The sequence below is a fragment of the Paraburkholderia sp. genome, assembly GCF_035656215.1.
Classification (GTDB): domain Bacteria; phylum Pseudomonadota; class Gammaproteobacteria; order Burkholderiales; family Burkholderiaceae; genus Paraburkholderia.
The window spans coordinates 1-16,018 of the sequence record NZ_DASRSY010000187.1 but is presented as its reverse complement, the minus strand read 5'-3'; the positions used below and the strand labels follow the sequence as shown (position 1 = coordinate 16,018).

Genomic DNA, 16,018 nt, shown 5'->3' with positions numbered 1-16,018 from the left:
GCATCGGCTACAACGTGCAGGCCATACAGAAAGCACTCGGTGCGAATGCGCCGGTGGATAGCTGGGCCCTCGTGTTCGACCCGGCCAATCTGTCGAAACTGAAAGGCTGTGGTGTGTCGTTCCTCGACCAGGCCGTCGATGTATTCGCCGCAACACTGCAATACATGCATAAAGATCCGAACAGCACCAACCCCGCCGACTATCAGGCCGCTTTCGAAGTGCTGAAGAAAGTCCGCCCGTATATCACCCAATTCAATTCTTCCGGCTACATCAACGATCTCGCCAACAACGACGTCTGCGTTGCGGTGGGATGGTCGGGCGACGTCGGCATCGCAAGCCGCCGCACCGAAGAAGCCAAGCGCTCGTATCAGATCAAGTTCTCGAACGTGAAAGAAGGCGGCCTGTTGTGGTTCGACGTGATGGTGATTCCGAAAGATGCGCCGCATCCTGAAGCCGCGCTGAAGTGGATCAACTACATCTCAGATCCGAAGGTCAACGCTGCAATCACCAATGAAGTGTTCTATCCGACTGCGAACAAGGCCGCGCGCCAGTTCGTCACGCCGGCGGTCTCGCAGGATAAGACCGTTTATCCGGGCGACGACGTGCTGAGCAAAATGACGCTGATGAAGCCGATGCCGACCGACATCCTGCGCCTGGAAAATCGTCTTTGGGCGCAGCTTAAAACCGGCCATTGATAAAGCCAAACTAAAACTCTTTATTCCGCGCTCAGGGATCGCTCGAACCCTGAGTGCATGAATGGCAGTAACTGTAGTCAGCCTGCGCGCTTTTAGCGTCCCACCAGCGCGCAGTCCCATGTTTTCCGATCGCAGCGCACCTTGCGAGCCGCTTTGCGCGACTCGTATGGAGACACTTGCGCTCGCGATCCGCAAGGAATGGTTACATCATGAACTCGACGACCTTAAATAGCGCGGCCGGCGCCGCTCAGATGGCCCGCCCCGCACCGACGACAAAATCGAAATCGGATGAATTCGTTCGCATCGAAAATGTCGTAAAGAAATTCGGCGACAGCACCGCTGTCGACAACGTCAATCTGAACATCGCAAAGAACGAGTTGTTCGCGCTGCTCGGCAGCTCCGGCTGCGGCAAATCCACGCTCCTGCGCATGCTCGCCGGACTGGAAACGGTCACCTCAGGGCGCATTTTCGTCGACGGCGAAGATCTCGCCGCGATGCCGCCGTACAAGCGGCCAGTCAACATGATGTTCCAGTCGTATGCGCTGTTCCCGCATATGAGCGTCGAAGCGAATATCGCCTTCGGTCTCAAGCAGGAAGGCACACCAAAGAACGAGATCAAGGAGCGGGTCGCCGACGCGCTGCATCTCGTGCAGATGAGCAAATACGCGCAGCGCAAACCGCACCAGTTGTCTGGCGGCCAGCAGCAGCGTGTAGCGCTGGCCCGCTCACTCGTCAAGCGCCCCAAGCTGCTGCTGCTCGACGAACCGATGTCGGCGCTCGATAAACAGATCCGCCAGAAGACCCAGCTCGAACTGGTAAACATCATCGAGAAAGTCGATGTGACCTGCGTGATGGTCACGCACGATCAGGAAGAGGCCATGACGATGGCCGGCCGCCTCGCGGTGATGAGCGAAGGCCGCATCGTGCAGATCGGCTCGCCCAGCCAGGTGTACGAGTTTCCGAATAGCCGCTTCTCGGCCGAGTTCATCGGCTCGACCAACCTGTTCGAAGGCACCGTGGTCGCGGATGAACCGGATCACATCTTCGTCGAAAGCGAAGACCTCGAAACGAACATCTACGTGAGCCATGGCATTACTGGGCCGCTCGGTATGCCGGTGGGCATCTCGGTGCGTCCGGAACGCGTGAAGGTCTCGCTCGAGAAACCCGCGACGCCGCACAACTGGGCGCGCGGCGTGGTCTCGGACGTCGCGTACATGGGCAGCTATTCGCTGTATCACGTGCGCCTGCCGAGCGGCAAGACGGTCGTGTCGAATCTCTCCAGCTCGCACCTGATGAGCGAAGGTGCGCCGTCCTATAACGACGACGTGTTCGTCTACTGGTCGCCGGCTAGCGGCGTGGTGCTGACGCAATGAGCAATCCCACTACCTCCCCCGCGGCGCCCGGCGCGCCGTCCGGCAGCCGCTTGCCCGGCTCGCTGAAAAAACGCCTCGCGATGCTGGTGCCCTCGGGCCGCACGACTGTGATCGGTGTGCCGTTCCTGTGGCTCTTCGTGTTCTTTGCGTTGCCGTTCGTGCTGGTGCTGAAGATCAGCTTCGCCGATCTGCGTCTGGGCATCCCACCGTACACGGATCTCGTGACGGTCAAGGACGGCATGGTGCACTTCGCGATGCAGCTCGGGCACTACGCGTTCCTGCTGCAGGACGATCTGTACGTCGCGACCTATATCAGCTCGCTGAAAATGGCGGCGGTCTCGACCTTCTTCTGCCTGCTGATCGGCTATCCGGTTGCGTACTACATCGCACGCTCGGAACCGGCGAAACGCAACCTGCTGATGATGGGCGTGATGCTGCCGTTCTGGACATCGTTCCTGATCCGCGTCTACGCATGGATCGGCATCCTGAAGGACGACGGCCTGCTCAATCACACGCTGATGGCAATCGGCATGATTCATTCGCCGTTGCGCCTCTACCACACGGATATTGGCGTCTATATCGGCATGGTTTATTCGTACCTGCCGTTCATGGTGATGCCGTTATATGCGCATCTGGTGAAGATGGATCTGACGCTGCTCGAAGCGGCCTACGACCTCGGTTGCAAACCCTGGACGGCGTTCACGCGCATCACCTTGCCGCTGTCGAAGAACGGCATCATCGCCGGCAGTCTGCTGGTGTTCATTCCGGCTGTGGGCGAGTACGTGATTCCTGAACTGCTTGGCGGCGCCGACACGCTGATGATCGGCCGCGTGATGTGGGATGAATTCTTCAACGACATGGACTGGCCGATGGCATCCGCTGTCACCGTCGCCATGGTTCTACTGCTGCTCGTGCCGATGGCCGTGTTCCAGTACTACCAGGTCAAGGAACTGGAGGGCGCGAAATGATCAAGCCTAATAAGACGCTGTCCACGAGTGTGCTGACTTTCGGGTTTCTGTTTCTGTATATCCCGATCATCAGCCTGGTGGTGTATTCGTTCAACGAGTCGAAGCTCGTGACAGTCTGGTCCGGCTTTTCGCTCAAATGGTATGGCGCGCTGCTGCAGGACGGCGAACTGCTGAGTGCGGCATGGCTGTCGCTGAAAATTGGTCTCATGACCGCGTTTGCCTCCGTCGTGATCGGCACATGGGCCGGGTTCGTGCTGGCCCGCTTCGGGCGCTTTCGCGGCTTCACCCTGTTCGCCGGCATGATCAACGCGCCGCTCGTGATTCCTGAAGTGATTCAGGGTATCTCGCTCCTGTTGCTGTTCGTCGCACTCGAACAGATGCTCGGCTGGCCGAAGGGCCGCGGTCTCTTCACGATCTGGATCGGCCACGTGATGCTGTGCGTTTCGTACGTGGCGATCATCGTGCAATCGCGGGTGAAAGAGTTCAACAAGTCGCTCGAAGAAGCCGCACTCGATCTCGGCGCCACGCCCTTCAAGGTGTTCTTCCTGATCACCTTGCCGCTGATCTCGCAGGCACTCATGTCCGGCTGGCTGCTGTCGTTCACGCTGTCTTTCGACGATCTCGTGCTCTCCGCGTTTCTGTCCGGCCCCGGCTCGACCACGCTGCCGCTCGTCGTGTTCTCGCGTGTACGCCTCGGTTTGAATCCGGAAATGAATGCGCTCGCCACCATCTTCATCACCACGGTGACGATCGGTGTGATCGCCGTCAACCGCTGGATGCAGGTGCGTGAGCGCAAGCGCAATCGCGACATGCAGATGGCCTTCGCACTCGCCGATGCCGCCGACCTGTTGCCGTTAGCACCACAACAAGCCGCCGTACGGAAGTCGCTCGATACGGCACGCGCATAAGAAGTCCTTTTGCAATACGACCAATAAGGAGAATTTGCATGAGAAAGAAGCTCATCTGTCTGTTGGTGGCGGGGAGTTTGCCAGGCTTTGCCATGGCAGACGCCACCAGCGACCAGATCAAGGCGCTCCAGGCCCAACTCAACGCGCTGCAGAAGGAGGTAAAGCAGCTGCGTTCAGAGGTAGCGACCAAGCCGAAAGCGGCTGCAGCGACCGTCGCGCCGGCAGCGGCTGTCGTGGCGGCGCCAGTCGACGTCTCGTCGCCGGATTACGGCAAGGCGCAAGCGACGCTGAGCAACGACGACGTCACGTCGATGAAGCAACAGATCGCCAATCAGCAGCTGAAGGTCGATTCGCTGGAAGACGCGGCGAACACGGGTCCGATCGCCGGTTTGTCGGTGACGGGCTATATCGATCCGACCTACATGTATAACCGCGCGCAGAGCAGCTCGGCGTTCCTGTTCGCGAACCACGAAAGTAGCTACAACTACTTCAACAGCACGTTCGGCGATCTGTACTTAGACATCAAGAAGACCTTCGGTGTCGGCCCGATGGCGCCGTCGGCCGAAATCACCTTGATGCCGAACCGCGGCAACGGGATTACGCTGCTGCAGAACGAGCACGGCGATATCGGCAACAACATCCTGAACACGGCAGTGATCAACGTGCCGTTGACGGCGACCACAACCCTTGTTGCCGGTTTGATTCCGAGCTTCGGCGGTTATGAGGTTCAGCAGTCGAACCAGATGCTGACGCTCACGCACAACCTGCTGTATGACTTCTCCGATCCGGGTAGCTACATCGGCATCGGCGCGAACTATACGACGGGCAACTGGGCGTGGAAGTTCTTCCTCGGCAACGAGCAGTATCGTACGTACGGCGCGACGACGCAGATCGGAACCAATGCGCTGGGCGATCCGATCACCACCAGCAACAAGATTCCGACCTTCACGGCGCGTACGGACTACACATGGTCGAGCGCACTGGATGTGGGCGGCTCGATCAACATCGGCCGTCAGACGCTGCCTAGCGCGATCGACGCGAACACCGGTGCGGTCGCCTACGGCGTGGGCGGCAACTCGCCTGGCGCGGGCGGCACGTTCTTCTTCGGTGAAGCCGACCTGACCTACACCCTCGCCGACGTGCAGTACAACGCCGAAGTCGACTACGGTCAGCAGCAGAACGCTGCGTTCAACGGTGGCCAGGCGCAGTGGTACGGCCTCTCGCTGCTCGCGCACCGCAAGTTCACGCTGCCGGTGGTGGGCCGCATGGGCGCGACGGTGCGCTATGACGTGCTCGTCGACAGTAAGAACGGCGGCGGGGGCGGTGGCATCGCGCTGAATTCGAACGGCATGGACACTTCCAACGGCTTCGGCATCGGCGCGGACTGTCTCGCCAATTCGAAGTCGAACGGCGGTCTTGGCTTCGAGTGCAAGGGCGCAACCCGTCAGGACGTTTCGCTCGACCTGTTGTTCTATCCGACCCAGCAGATCACGGTCAAGGTGGAATATCGTCACGACTGGGCCAACAAACAGGTGTTCCTGAAGAACGACGGTTCGTACGGCAAGTCTAACGACCTGCTCGCGACGCAGTTCATCTACTCGTTCTAACACGACCCGCCTCATCGCGTGGCCCGGCTGTATCGCGGGCCACGCGCCAAGGCCTCTTCTGCATGCTCTGCCTATGCTCCGATTCTCGAACCAGACTCACGTCACCTCGTATTACGCAGCAACCGCTAACGACACCACCCGCCATCCGCCGCTCGAAGAAACGCTCAACGTCGACGTCTGTGTGATCGGCGCGGGTCTCACCGGTATCTCGACTGCGTTGAATCTCGCTGAACGCGGCCATTCGGTCGCGGTGCTCGAAGCATCGAAAGTCGGATGGGCCGCAAGCGGCCGCAATGGTGGCCAGTTGATCGGGGGGTTTGCCTGCGATATCGATACATTCGCGAAGTTCATGCCCGCGGATGACGTGAAACGTGTTTGGGACATGGGGCTCGAAACCCTGGATATCGTCAAGGAGCGTGTCGCGAAGCATCAGATCGACTGCGACCTGACCATCGGTTATCTGACCGCGGCAAACAAACCGCGCGATACGGACGCGCTGCAAAAATGGCGTGACGAAGCGCAAAAGCGCTTCGGTTACGACCGCTTCAGCTATGTCGATGCCGATGGCGTCGGCGACTATGTTCAATCGCAGCGCTACCTCGGCGGATTGTTCGATGCGGATAGCGGCCATCTGCATCCGTTGAATTACACGCTCGGTCTGGCGCGCGCGGCACGCGCCGCCGGCGTGCAGATTTTTGAAGACAGTTGCGTCACCGCGTTGCGCCAGGAAAACGGCCGGCATGTGGCCGAAACCGCGCGCGGTAAAGTGCAGGCGCAATTCGTCGTGCTCGCCTGCAATACCTATCTCGGCCAGCTCGCGCCGGATGTCGCCAGCAAAATCATGCCGGTCGGCACCTACGTGATCGCCACCGAACCACTCGACCCCGATCGCGCCGAAGCGCTGATGCCGGCGAAGGCGGCTGTGTGCGACAGCCGCTTTGTGCTCGATTATTTCCGCCCCGCGCCCGACAACCGTCTGCTGTGGGGCGGCAAAGTCAGCTATTCGAAGCTCGCGCCGCGCAACCTCGGTGAAGCGATGCGCCGCGATATGCTGAAGACTTTTCCGCAGCTCGACGATGTCAAAATCGACTATGCGTGGGGCGGTTTCGTCGACATCACGATGAATCGCGCGCCGCATTTCGGCCGGCTGTCGCCTACAGTGTATTTCGCGCAGGGATTCTCCGGCCATGGCGTGAACACCACCGGACTCGCGGGCAAACTGATCGCTGAGGCGATAGACGGCCAGGCATCGCGCTTCGATCTGTTCGGCAAGATTCGCCACCGCAACTTTCCTGGCGGCGCTACACTGCGGACCCCTGCCCTCGTGCTTGCGATGGCCTGGTATCGAATGAAGGACCTGCTTTGATGAATGCTCCGACTCCTGGCTTTAATACCCTCGACCGCCGCGCCGATGCGCTGATCGCTAACTCCTACTACGAGGCCAGTGCCGCGCGTCCGCTTACCGACGATCCGATGCTCGAAGGCACGCTGGAGGCCGATGTCTGTGTGATCGGCGCGGGATTCTCCGGTTTGTCGGTGGCGCTGGAATGCCGGGCGCGTGGGTTGTCGGTGGTCGTGCTCGATGCGCATCGTCCGGGTTGGGGCGCATCGGGCCGCAACGGCGGCCAAACGCTGGTGGGTTTCGCGAAAGACGAGATCATCGAACGGCAACTCGGGCTCGATGGCGCACGCGCCGCGTGGGCCATGTCGGTAGAGGGCGTAGCCTTGGTGCGCGAACGCATCGAACGCTACGGCATCGATTGCGACTTCACCTCCGGTTATCTGACGGTGGCCACCAAACCGAAGCGTGTGCCGGATCTGCGTTCGTGGATGGAATCGGCCTCACAACGCTGGGGTTATACGAAGCTCGCGTGGCTCGACACCGACGAAGTGCGTTCACGCGTCGCTTCGCAACGCTATCTGGCGGGTGTCTACGATCCGTTTTCGGGCCATCTGCATCCGCTCAAATACTGCCTTGGCCTCGCCGCCGCAGCACGTCGTGAAGGGGCACAACTGTTCGCGCATTCACCGGTGATCGAAGTCGTGCGCGGCGCACGGCCTGTCGTGCGTACCGCTAGTGGCGAGGTGCGCTGCCGGTTCGTCGCGGCATGCGGCAATGCGACGATCGGCGACGTGTTGCCCGCGCCGGTGGCCGCGCGCATTGCGCCGATTGCGTCGTATATCGTCGCCACGGAGCCACTCGGTAAAGCACGCGCCGACGCGTTGATTAAGGGGCGCGAGGCGATTTGCGACAACAACTTTTTCCTCGATTACTTCCGTCTGTCGGCTGATCATCGCGTGCTGTTCGGCGGGCGCGCGAGTTCGAGTGGTGCATCGCCTGTGCAGCTTGGAGAAGAGATTCGCAATCGCATGATCGGCGTGTTCCCGCAACTCGGCGATGTGCGAATCGACTATGCATGGGGCGGTTTTGTCGACGTCACGCGTAATCGTGCACCGGATTTTGGTTCGATCGATCCGAATTACTTCTACGTGCAGGGTTTCTCTGGGCACGGTGTGGCGCTGACCGGCATCGCCGGGCGCGTGATTGCTCAAGCCATGGCCGGGGAGACTGCGGCCTTCGAACTGTTCGCGCAGTTGCGGCATGCTCGCTTTCCGGGCGGTCCAGCATTGCGTGGGCCGGCGCTTGAACTTGGGATGATGTATCACCGGATTCTGGAGCTGTTTTAGGCCGTTTTTCCAGTGACAAATTGAGTGCTTTTATTAGCATCCTGCCCATCGTGCTTGTGCAGCCCCACACATGCCGCGCCCTCAGGATCCCGACCTCGCCCCCCGATATTCGAGTGCTTCATCGCCGCTGCGGCCCGAACATACGAGCCAACGCGCGCGCAAGTTCCTTGACGACGGCATCGGCAGTCGGGCGATGAAGCAGCGCGATATCCATGGTTTCGATTGAAGGCAGCCCGCTTTTCGGTGTCAGCACGGCGTGATCAGCCGTCACCGCGCGCGCGGGAAGAAGACTGATGCCAAGACCATCGGCAACGGCCGCCTGGATTCCGCTCAAACTCGAACTGATGAAGCTGAGCCGCCAGCGGCGTCCGAGCCCTTCAATGGCGTTGGTCATGTCGTCACGGTACAGCCCGCGCGGCGGAAACGCGACGAGGGGAATCGGATCCAGCTGGAACGAAGGATTCCTGGCACTGTCGATCCACCTCAATTGCTCCGGCCAGCACGCGACGGCCTCGCGACTGTTGCGCCGCTGCTTCACGAGGATCAGATCGAGGTCGCCGCGATCATAGCTGTTGCCGAGGTCCCGGCTCAATCCGCTGGTCACTTCCAGCTTCACCTGCGGATGCTTGCGGTTAAACGCGGCAAGCATATGGGTTGTCGGCCCACCGACGAAGTCCTCCGGTACGCCCAGCCGGACAGTCAGCCCCACCGTCGCGCCCGACAGCGCCTCAATCATTTCATCGTTGAGGGCAAGCATCCGGCGCGCGTAGGCGAGCAGCGTTTCGCCGGCATCGGTCGGACTCACGTCACGACTGCCTCGCTCGAGAAGCTTGTGTCCAGCCATATCCTCCAGGCGCCGCACTTTCTGGCTCACGGTGGACTGCGTGGAATGAAGCCGTGCGGAAGCCGCTGTAAAGGTGCCGCAATCGGCCACCATGACGATGGCCTTCAGCAAATCCAGATCGAATAGCGGTGTACGTGCTTTGGCGTTGGGTTTCATCGAACCATTTGATCTTTAAATGCGGACGCTGATTTCTATCACGCATCAGGCAGGCTGGCAATCGCGCACGGGCCTCATGAACGGCGCATCCCAGCCCGCTCCAGTCAGACACCACAACGCTTGATAACGGCATACGTCTAACCAATAGTATTCGATTTTCAACTGACTGGCATTTGAACATTTAATTTTTGAATGCCGGGTGAGATGGATAACATCAAGCGCTATCGATGCGGTGATTTCGGTGGGCTCGCAGTGGCCAGCTATTCCGCTTCGACATCAGACAAGAAAACTCGAATGCGGGCAAAGCACGACACGACACCGCCGTGTCGGCGAAAGAACAGCCCCCATCACGAGACAAATACCCGGAGACAGGCATGAAGAAACCGCAGTTGAAGAACAGTTGGATGAAGCCATTTGTGTGCATCGGCGCAGGCATGATGCTGGCGGGCACGGCCGGGAGGATCCCATGAAATTTCGTTTTCTGCTGGCCGCGCTGCCGTTTATCGGCATCTATTCGGGCGGCACACTTGCCGCCAGTACGCCGTTCCTGTTCGGCCTGCCGTTTCTGCTCGTGTGGAACCTGTTCTGGATGGCTGCAACGGCCGCCATCCTCGCATTCATCTACTACCTCGACAGCCGCGACGAAGCGGCACGCGCGGGCGAGCACACGGGAGACGGCCAATGAATCCAGCCCTCATCATCATCGTTCTGTTTGCCCTCTTCGCGCTGGCGGTCGGCCTGTACGCGCGTCGCGGCAAAACGTTCAGCCTCGAACAATGGGCAGTCGGCGGGCGCGGCTTCGGGTCGCTGCTTACCTTCCTGCTAATGGCAGGTGAGGCTTTCTCGACCTTCTCGTTTCTCGGCGCGAGTGGCTGGACCTACAGCAAGGGAGTCCCGGCGTTCTACATCCTGTCGTACGGCTGCCTTGCGTACGTGTTCGGTTACTGGATGCTGCCCGCCATCTGGCGCTACGCGAAGGAACACGGCCTTGTGTCGTTCGCCGATTATTTCGCGTCGAAGTACGATAGCCGCGCCATCGGCGTGCTGGTGTCGGTGGTGGCCGTCTTCGCGATGGTGTCGTTGCTGATCATCCAGTTACGCGGGCTCGGCATTATCGTCTCCGAGATGTCATATGGTTCGATCTCGCAGGACACGGCTATCTGGATCAGTGCGACCCTGATGGTCCTGTACATGAGCGTGTCGGGCATCCACGGTTCGGCAAGCATTGCGATCTTCAAGGATGTACTGATCCTCGGTCTCGCGATTTTTCTCGGCACCTATTTGCCGCTGCACTACTTCGGCGGCTTCGGCGAGATGTTCGCGCGCATCGACGCCGTCCATCCGGAACTGCTGCGCATGCCGGAGCGCGGTTTCAATCTGAGCTGGTACAACTCGACACTCCTGCTGACATCGCTTGGCTACTACCTGTACCCGCACGGCTTCACTGCCGTCTACGTGGCACGCGACGCGTCGGCGCTGCGCAAGAACACCGTGCTGATGCCGATCTACCAGGTGTTGATCGCATTCCTGTTCCTCGTCGGTTTCGCCGCGGTATTGACGGTGCACGGGCTCGAAGGCGCGCAAACCGATCTCGCGCTGCTGCGGCTCGTCAAGCAGACTTTCCCGTCGTGGTTTGTTGGGATCGTCGGCGGCGCTGGTCTGCTCACGGCATTGGTGCCAGGCTCGCTGATCATGCTCAACGCGTCGACGATGATCGCCCGCAACATCTACCGCGAAGGCTTCGCACCGCAGGCGAGCGACCAGCAAGTCGGGCGCGTCGCGCGAATCGCACTGCCTCTGTTCACGCTGGTCGTCGTCTACTTCGTGCTGCGTGGCGGCTCGAACTTCGTCGCCCTCGCGATCTTCTCGTCGAGCCTGCTGACGCAACTGGTGCCCATGCTCGCCTCGAGTTTCCTGAAGCGCCCATTCGGCACCCGGGAAGCGGCATTCGGCGGTATCTTTGCAGGCGGGATCGTGCTGGCGCTGGCGAACGGGCGCGGCATGACGCTGGCCTCTGTTTTCCCGGCCGCGTCCATCACCTTCACTTCCATCAACACGGGCCTCGTCGCGCTGTTCGCCAATGCAGTAGTGTTCATCGCGATCAGCGCCGCGCAGCGCGCGTTGCGGGCCCGTATCGCCACTTCCGTCGAATCGGCATAACCAACATGACTCGCTCTCTTCTTCTCTCCAACGTCCGGCTGGCTGACGGCCAACCGGTTTCCGTATCCATCGCCGACGGTCTCATCGAGGCGCTCGGGCCGCATGTCGAAGCGCAGCCTGGCGTGCTAACCGCAGACGGCGGCGGCGCGTTGCTGCTGCCGGGCTTCGTCGAAGGGCACACGCACATCGACAAAAGCAACTGGGACCAGTCGTGGTATCGCAACGAGGTCGGCCCCGCACTCATCGACCGGATCAACAACGAGCGCGAATGGCGCAAGACGTCGGGACACGATGCGGCCACCCAGTCGCTCGCGCTGGCGCGGGCATTTGTTCAGGCAGGCACGACGCGCCTGCGCACCCACGTTGACGTCGATACTGACGCGCAATTGCGTTACCTCGAAGGCGTGATCGGCACGCGGCAGACGATGCGCGATGTGCTGGACATGCAGATCGTCGCGTTTCCCCAGTCGGGGATGTTGATCCGTCCCGGCACGGTTGAACTGCTCGGCAGCGCGCTCGCCGAAGGTGCCGACGTACTCGGCGCGCTCGATCCCGCCTTGATCGACGGCGATCCCGTCGCGTCGCTCAACGCGACCTTTGAGCTGGCGCAACGCTACGGCAAGCCGATCGACATCCATCTGCACGAGCCCGGTGAAGTCGGCGCCTTCACGCTAAAACTGCTGCTCGATCGCGTCGAGGCGACGGGCATGCAGGGTCAGGTGGTCGTCAGCCACGCGTTCTGCCTCGGCGCATTACCGGAACGTGAACGCGACGCGCTGCTCGATCGGATCGCGCATCTGCGCGTAGCACTTCTGACCAGCGCGCCGCCGTCTCGCCCCGTTCCGCCGCTTAAGGTTTGCAGGGACAAAGGCATCACGATCTTCGGCGGCAACGATGGGATTCGCGACACCTGGTCGCCGTATGGCGTACCGGACATGCTCGAACGCGCGATGCTGATCGGCATGCGCTACGACTTGCGACGCGACGACGACCTCGCGATTGCATTCGACTGCGTGAGCGACGCTGCCGCTCGAGGTTGCGGATTCGCCGACTATGGTCTGCGTGTCGGCGCACGCGCGGACCTCGTGCTGGTCGATGCCGAATCCGTCGCGCATGCCGTGGTCGCCCGGCCCAGACGCAAGCTGGTCGTGGCGAACGGACGCATCGTCGTACGCAACGGCGAGCTGGTCGACGCCGTGTAACCGTGCGCGAGCACCTCACAGGAAGAGTCCGCATATGAACGATAAGCAACAGGTCGACATACTGATCGAGCACGGCTGCGTGATCACACTCGATCCGGCGCGCCGCGTCATCGACGATGGCGCGGTGGCCATCAAGGGCGATCGCATCGTCGCCGTCGGAGAGACCCGCACACTCGCGCAGCAATACCAGGCAGAACGCGTCATGGACGCACGCCGCAAGGCGGTACTGCCAGGCCTGATCGACGCGCACGCCCATGCCGGGCACGCGATGCTCAGGACGATCGGTGGCGCGAACGGCGATGCTTGGTCGGCGGCGTGCGAGGCGATCTATACGCGCGCATCGGACGAAACGTTCTGGGAAATGGAATCGCATCTTGCCGCACTGGAGCGCCTCAAGGCGGGTGTGACGACTGGCGTATCGCTGCTCGGCGGCGGCGATTCGATCATGCGCGTCGACGACCCCGTGTATGCGCGGCGTCACTGCGACGCGGTGGTCAAGACGGGGACCCGCTCGATCGTCGCGGTCGGTCCGTCGCGCCCACCCGAACCGCGTGCCTACACGCAGTACGGAGCGAACGGCAGCGTGACGCGCGATGTCGATTTCGCGCAGATGGCCGATGTATGCAAAGAGATCATCGACGCATGCCATGGTGACGCCAACGGCCGTATCCAGATTGCGTTGACGCTACCTGTCTATGCACCGCAGCACTATCCCGAGCAAGCAGCACACGAACCTGTCTTCCGGCGTCAGGCCGAGCGATACACAGCGTTGGCCCGCGAACGCGGTTTAAGCTTCACGCAGGATGGCCATCGCACCGGCTCGCTGGATTTCGCGCATCGCGAGCTGGGACTGCTGAACGCGAAGTCGTTCATGTCGCACGCCATCGATCTGAGTGCCGCGGACATCGCGGCGTGCGTCGAGACAGGTGCCTCGATCGTGCACAACCCAAGCGCGATCATGTCGATCATCGGACGTTGTCCTGTGCCGGAACTCATCGATGCCGGCGTGACGGTGGCGATCGGCTCGGATGGCGCGGCACCCGACCGCGGTTACGACATGTTCCGCCACATGTGGCAATGCATGCACTACCACCGCCGTCATTTTCGTGACCCGGACGTCCTGCCGCACGGCAAGGTGCTCGAAATGGTCACGATCGACGCCGCCAAAGCGCTGTCGCTCGACGACGAGATCGGTTCGCTGGAAGTGGGCAAGCAGGCCGACATCATTCTGGTCGACCTGTACAAGCCGCACCTCATGCCGATGAATATGCCCGTCCATCGCGTCACCTGCTTCGCGAATGCCGGCGACGTGTGCATGACGATGGTCGGCGGCAAAATCCTGATGGAGAACTACCAGGTGCTGTCGGTCGACGAAGGGGACATACTCGAGCGCGTGTCAGCGGCCGCGGATCGCGCGTTCGACCGCGCAGGTCTGCGTCATCTGCTGGAAACGCCGCCAACGCTGTGGCAGCGTAGCCATTATTGAGGCCGGAGCGGTTTTATCGTGGTGCGTTGAGCGTCAACTTCATATGCCGGTTGACGTCTTTGTACAGGAGGTAGCGGAAACGGTCCGGTCCACCCGTGGCGGCACGCCATGCATCGGCTTCTTGCCGGACGGCGGTTTTAGTCGACGAGGCCGCGTCCGGGCGTCGTGACCTTGAAATGCAGACGTGACGAATCGCCCCAGAATTGCCCGTTTCGGACAATGGCCCGATCAGCCGGTACGGCAGCGACAGCAGCAGCGGCGTTCGGCGCCTTCACGACGACGAACGTCGCCTCATTGCCGACCTTCGGCCCGTATCCACTTTTCTCCAGCACGGCAGCGCCTGCTTCCGTCGCCATGTGCAACGCAACGCGCAGCTCTTCATCGGTATAGAAACCTGAGCGATAACCGACCAGCATGGCTCGTTGCAACATGTCGCCGTTGCCATACGGCCACCACGCGTCCTGAATGTTGTCGTTGCCGGTGAACACGCGCACACCGGCTGCGCGCAGTTGCAGGATCGGCGGGAACGCGCGGTCGCCCGGCGCATTCGTCATGATCGATACACTGGCTTCCGCAAGCGCGACGGCTACACGGTCGACCACCTCGGGCGCGACGTCGCCGAGCCCGTAAGCGTGACTCACCGATACCCGGCCGTTCAACCCCGACGCCCTGGTGCGCGCAGCAATGCGGTGCAGTTGATCGATACCTTGCTGCCCCGGTTCATGGAGGTGAATATCGATTTTCACGCCGCGCTTTTCAGCAATGCCAAAGACAATGTCGAGCTGGCCTTCAGCGTCGCCATCCAGCGTGGTCGGGTCGATACCGCCCACCACCTGCGCACCTTCACGGGCCGCTGCATCAAGAATTTCCGCCGTTCCCGGACACGACACGACGCCCGCCTGCGGGAATGCGACGAGTTCGATATCCACGACCCCGCGCCATTTCTCGCGCGCTTCCAAGACGGCATGCAGGTTGGTCAGCCCCGTCGTCGCGTCGACGTCGACATGACTGCGCATCGCAATGGTGCCGAACGACGCAGCCTGGCGGATCAGCGCGTCGGCGCGCTCGACGATAGGCGCGGCGCTTGCCAGTTCCTGCTTTTCGATAGCCAGACGCTCACGCAGGCTCGCGACATGACGATGAGGACGCCAGCCGTCGCCAACGAAGCTTTTGTCGAGGTGAATATGTCCATCGACGAACCCGGGCAACACCAGGTGCCCTTCCAGATCGACGACCTCCGCGCCGTCGACCTCGGGACTTTCCGGACCGATGCCGACAAAGCGACCCTCATGTACGGCAAGGTTGAGCGGACTGCCGTCGGCGTCCACGGCATTGACGAATACGCGGTCGAACATTGTTCTGCCTCTGCGAGTCAGGACTCATCCAACGCGCCCTGATCGGGTTGCGTTCGTCGCGCTGCATGGTCCTATGGGGGATGGATCGTTGAACCATATCGGACAGCCACCCTATCCACAAATTAAATATTGGAATGGCCCATATTCATTTTCTGGATAGTTCGGCTATCCTTGGCGCAATCGGCATGCTGTGCGGCTTCTGCGGCACTTTGATGACCCCCATGGCCGCCAACTTCAATATCGTACCGGCCGCGCTGCTGGAGCTGAAAGACCAGAACGGCGTGATCAAGGCACAGTGGCCGACCGCTTTACTATTGCTGGTCTTCAATACCATACTGCTGTATCTGTTCGTATTCCGCTTTTGAGGAGGCGCCGATGACTGTTCAACTCACCCCCGAATTCGCTTCCAGATTCGCCAATCTTGCACTCGCCCATCTCACACGTGAGTATCCGAACAAGCTGACACATTCGCTCGCCGGTCCGCAAGATGTGCAGGGCCCGCGTGCATTGCATCCGATTTTTTATGGCAGCTACGACTGGCATTCCTGCGTGCATGGCTACTGGCTGATCCTGCAT

At 61.0% G+C, this 16,018-nt stretch carries 14 protein-coding genes and 1 pseudogene; 13 read left to right on the top strand and 2 right to left on the bottom strand.

Annotated elements, in window-relative coordinates:
• The 7 genes from VFE81_RS10770 to VFE81_RS10740 form a co-directional block, all read left to right on the top strand.
• The coding region (locus VFE81_RS10770; RefSeq protein WP_325044576.1) for an extracellular solute-binding protein at positions 1–695 on the top strand (695 nt) is incomplete at its 5' end.
• 209 nt (positions 696–904) lie between these two features.
• Positions 905–2,068, top strand: coding sequence for an ABC transporter ATP-binding protein (locus VFE81_RS10765; protein WP_325044575.1), 1,164 nt, complete (start codon positions 905–907; stop codon positions 2,066–2,068).
• On the top strand, positions 2,065–3,036 hold the full coding sequence (locus VFE81_RS10760; protein ID WP_414695576.1) for an ABC transporter permease subunit: 972 nt from the start codon (positions 2,065–2,067) through the stop codon (positions 3,034–3,036). The genes VFE81_RS10765 and VFE81_RS10760 overlap by 4 nt, the downstream gene beginning before the upstream one ends.
• Positions 3,033–3,944: an ABC transporter permease subunit gene (locus tag VFE81_RS10755; RefSeq protein ID WP_325044574.1), complete on the top strand. Its 912-nt coding sequence runs from the start codon at positions 3,033–3,035 to the stop codon at positions 3,942–3,944. The genes VFE81_RS10760 and VFE81_RS10755 overlap by 4 nt, the downstream gene beginning before the upstream one ends.
• 38 nt (positions 3,945–3,982) lie before the next feature.
• The gene (locus VFE81_RS10750) at positions 3,983–5,551 is read left to right on the top strand and encodes a DUF3138 family protein (RefSeq protein WP_325044573.1); all 1,569 of its coding nucleotides are present in this window, start codon (positions 3,983–3,985) and stop codon (positions 5,549–5,551) included.
• A gap of 73 nt (positions 5,552–5,624) precedes the next feature.
• The gene (locus tag VFE81_RS10745; protein ID WP_325044572.1) at positions 5,625–6,917 is read left to right on the top strand and encodes an FAD-binding oxidoreductase; all 1,293 of its coding nucleotides are present in this window, start codon (positions 5,625–5,627) and stop codon (positions 6,915–6,917) included.
• Positions 6,917–8,239, top strand: coding sequence for an FAD-dependent oxidoreductase (locus VFE81_RS10740; RefSeq protein WP_325044571.1), 1,323 nt, complete (start codon positions 6,917–6,919; stop codon positions 8,237–8,239). The genes VFE81_RS10745 and VFE81_RS10740 overlap by 1 nt, the downstream gene beginning before the upstream one ends.
• Before the next feature lie 118 nt (positions 8,240–8,357).
• On the opposite strand, the gene VFE81_RS10735 is transcribed toward VFE81_RS10740, so the two are convergent.
• Entirely contained in the window at positions 8,358–9,239 is an 882-nt protein-coding gene (locus VFE81_RS10735) for a LysR family transcriptional regulator (protein WP_325044570.1), read from the bottom strand.
• Between the two features lie 466 nt (positions 9,240–9,705).
• On the opposite strand from VFE81_RS10735, the gene VFE81_RS10730 reads away from it, so the two are divergent.
• From VFE81_RS10730 to VFE81_RS10715, 4 genes are read left to right on the top strand one after another with little or no spacing between them, the layout of a single operon-like run.
• Complete coding sequence (locus tag VFE81_RS10730; protein WP_325044569.1) at positions 9,706–9,924, top strand: DUF3311 domain-containing protein; 219 nt, start codon at positions 9,706–9,708, stop codon at positions 9,922–9,924.
• Positions 9,921–11,399, top strand: coding sequence for a sodium:solute symporter (locus VFE81_RS10725; RefSeq protein WP_325044568.1), 1,479 nt, complete (start codon positions 9,921–9,923; stop codon positions 11,397–11,399). The genes VFE81_RS10730 and VFE81_RS10725 overlap by 4 nt, the downstream gene beginning before the upstream one ends.
• 5 nt (positions 11,400–11,404) lie before the next feature.
• Positions 11,405–12,601 (top strand): amidohydrolase family protein, encoded by a 1,197-nt coding sequence (locus VFE81_RS10720; protein ID WP_325044567.1) that lies wholly within the window; start codon positions 11,405–11,407, stop codon positions 12,599–12,601.
• 34 nt (positions 12,602–12,635) lie between these two features.
• Positions 12,636–14,087: an amidohydrolase family protein gene (locus VFE81_RS10715; protein ID WP_325044566.1), complete on the top strand. Its 1,452-nt coding sequence runs from the start codon at positions 12,636–12,638 to the stop codon at positions 14,085–14,087.
• Between the two features lie 137 nt (positions 14,088–14,224).
• Here VFE81_RS10715 and VFE81_RS10710 read toward each other — a convergent pair whose 3' ends face one another.
• Positions 14,225–15,442 (bottom strand): amidohydrolase family protein, encoded by a 1,218-nt coding sequence (locus tag VFE81_RS10710; protein WP_325044565.1) that lies wholly within the window; start codon positions 15,440–15,442, stop codon positions 14,225–14,227.
• A gap of 158 nt (positions 15,443–15,600) precedes the next feature.
• Between VFE81_RS10710 and VFE81_RS10705 the strand changes: the two are divergent.
• Both VFE81_RS10705 and VFE81_RS10700 read left to right on the top strand, forming a co-directional pair.
• Positions 15,601–15,807 (top strand): annotated as a pseudogene (locus VFE81_RS10705) (5-oxoproline transporter, DUF979 family subunit); the annotation flags it as partial.
• A gap of 10 nt (positions 15,808–15,817) precedes the next feature.
• Positions 15,818–16,018: DUF2891 family protein (locus VFE81_RS10700; RefSeq protein ID WP_325044564.1), on the top strand; the 201-nt coding region annotated here is incomplete at its 3' end.

Bases quoted from the DNA above. Each gene is read 5' to 3' on its own strand.
- VFE81_RS10765 (WP_325044575.1), top strand. From the start codon at position 905: ATGAACTCGACGACCTTAAATAGCGCGGCCGGCGCCGCTCAGATGGCC.
- VFE81_RS10760 (WP_414695576.1), top strand. From the start codon at position 2,065: ATGAGCAATCCCACTACCTCCCCCGCGGCGCCCGGCGCGCCGTCCGGC.
- VFE81_RS10755 (WP_325044574.1), top strand. From the start codon at position 3,033: ATGATCAAGCCTAATAAGACGCTGTCCACGAGTGTGCTGACTTTCGGG.
- VFE81_RS10750 (WP_325044573.1), top strand. From the start codon at position 3,983: ATGAGAAAGAAGCTCATCTGTCTGTTGGTGGCGGGGAGTTTGCCAGGC.
- VFE81_RS10745 (WP_325044572.1), top strand. From the start codon at position 5,625: ATGCTCCGATTCTCGAACCAGACTCACGTCACCTCGTATTACGCAGCA.
- VFE81_RS10740 (WP_325044571.1), top strand. From the start codon at position 6,917: ATGAATGCTCCGACTCCTGGCTTTAATACCCTCGACCGCCGCGCCGAT.
- VFE81_RS10735 (WP_325044570.1), bottom strand. From the start codon at position 9,239: ATGAAACCCAACGCCAAAGCACGTACACCGCTATTCGATCTGGATTTG.
- VFE81_RS10730 (WP_325044569.1), top strand. From the start codon at position 9,706: ATGAAATTTCGTTTTCTGCTGGCCGCGCTGCCGTTTATCGGCATCTAT.
- VFE81_RS10725 (WP_325044568.1), top strand. From the start codon at position 9,921: ATGAATCCAGCCCTCATCATCATCGTTCTGTTTGCCCTCTTCGCGCTG.
- VFE81_RS10720 (WP_325044567.1), top strand. From the start codon at position 11,405: ATGACTCGCTCTCTTCTTCTCTCCAACGTCCGGCTGGCTGACGGCCAA.
- VFE81_RS10715 (WP_325044566.1), top strand. From the start codon at position 12,636: ATGAACGATAAGCAACAGGTCGACATACTGATCGAGCACGGCTGCGTG.
- VFE81_RS10710 (WP_325044565.1), bottom strand. From the start codon at position 15,442: ATGTTCGACCGCGTATTCGTCAATGCCGTGGACGCCGACGGCAGTCCG.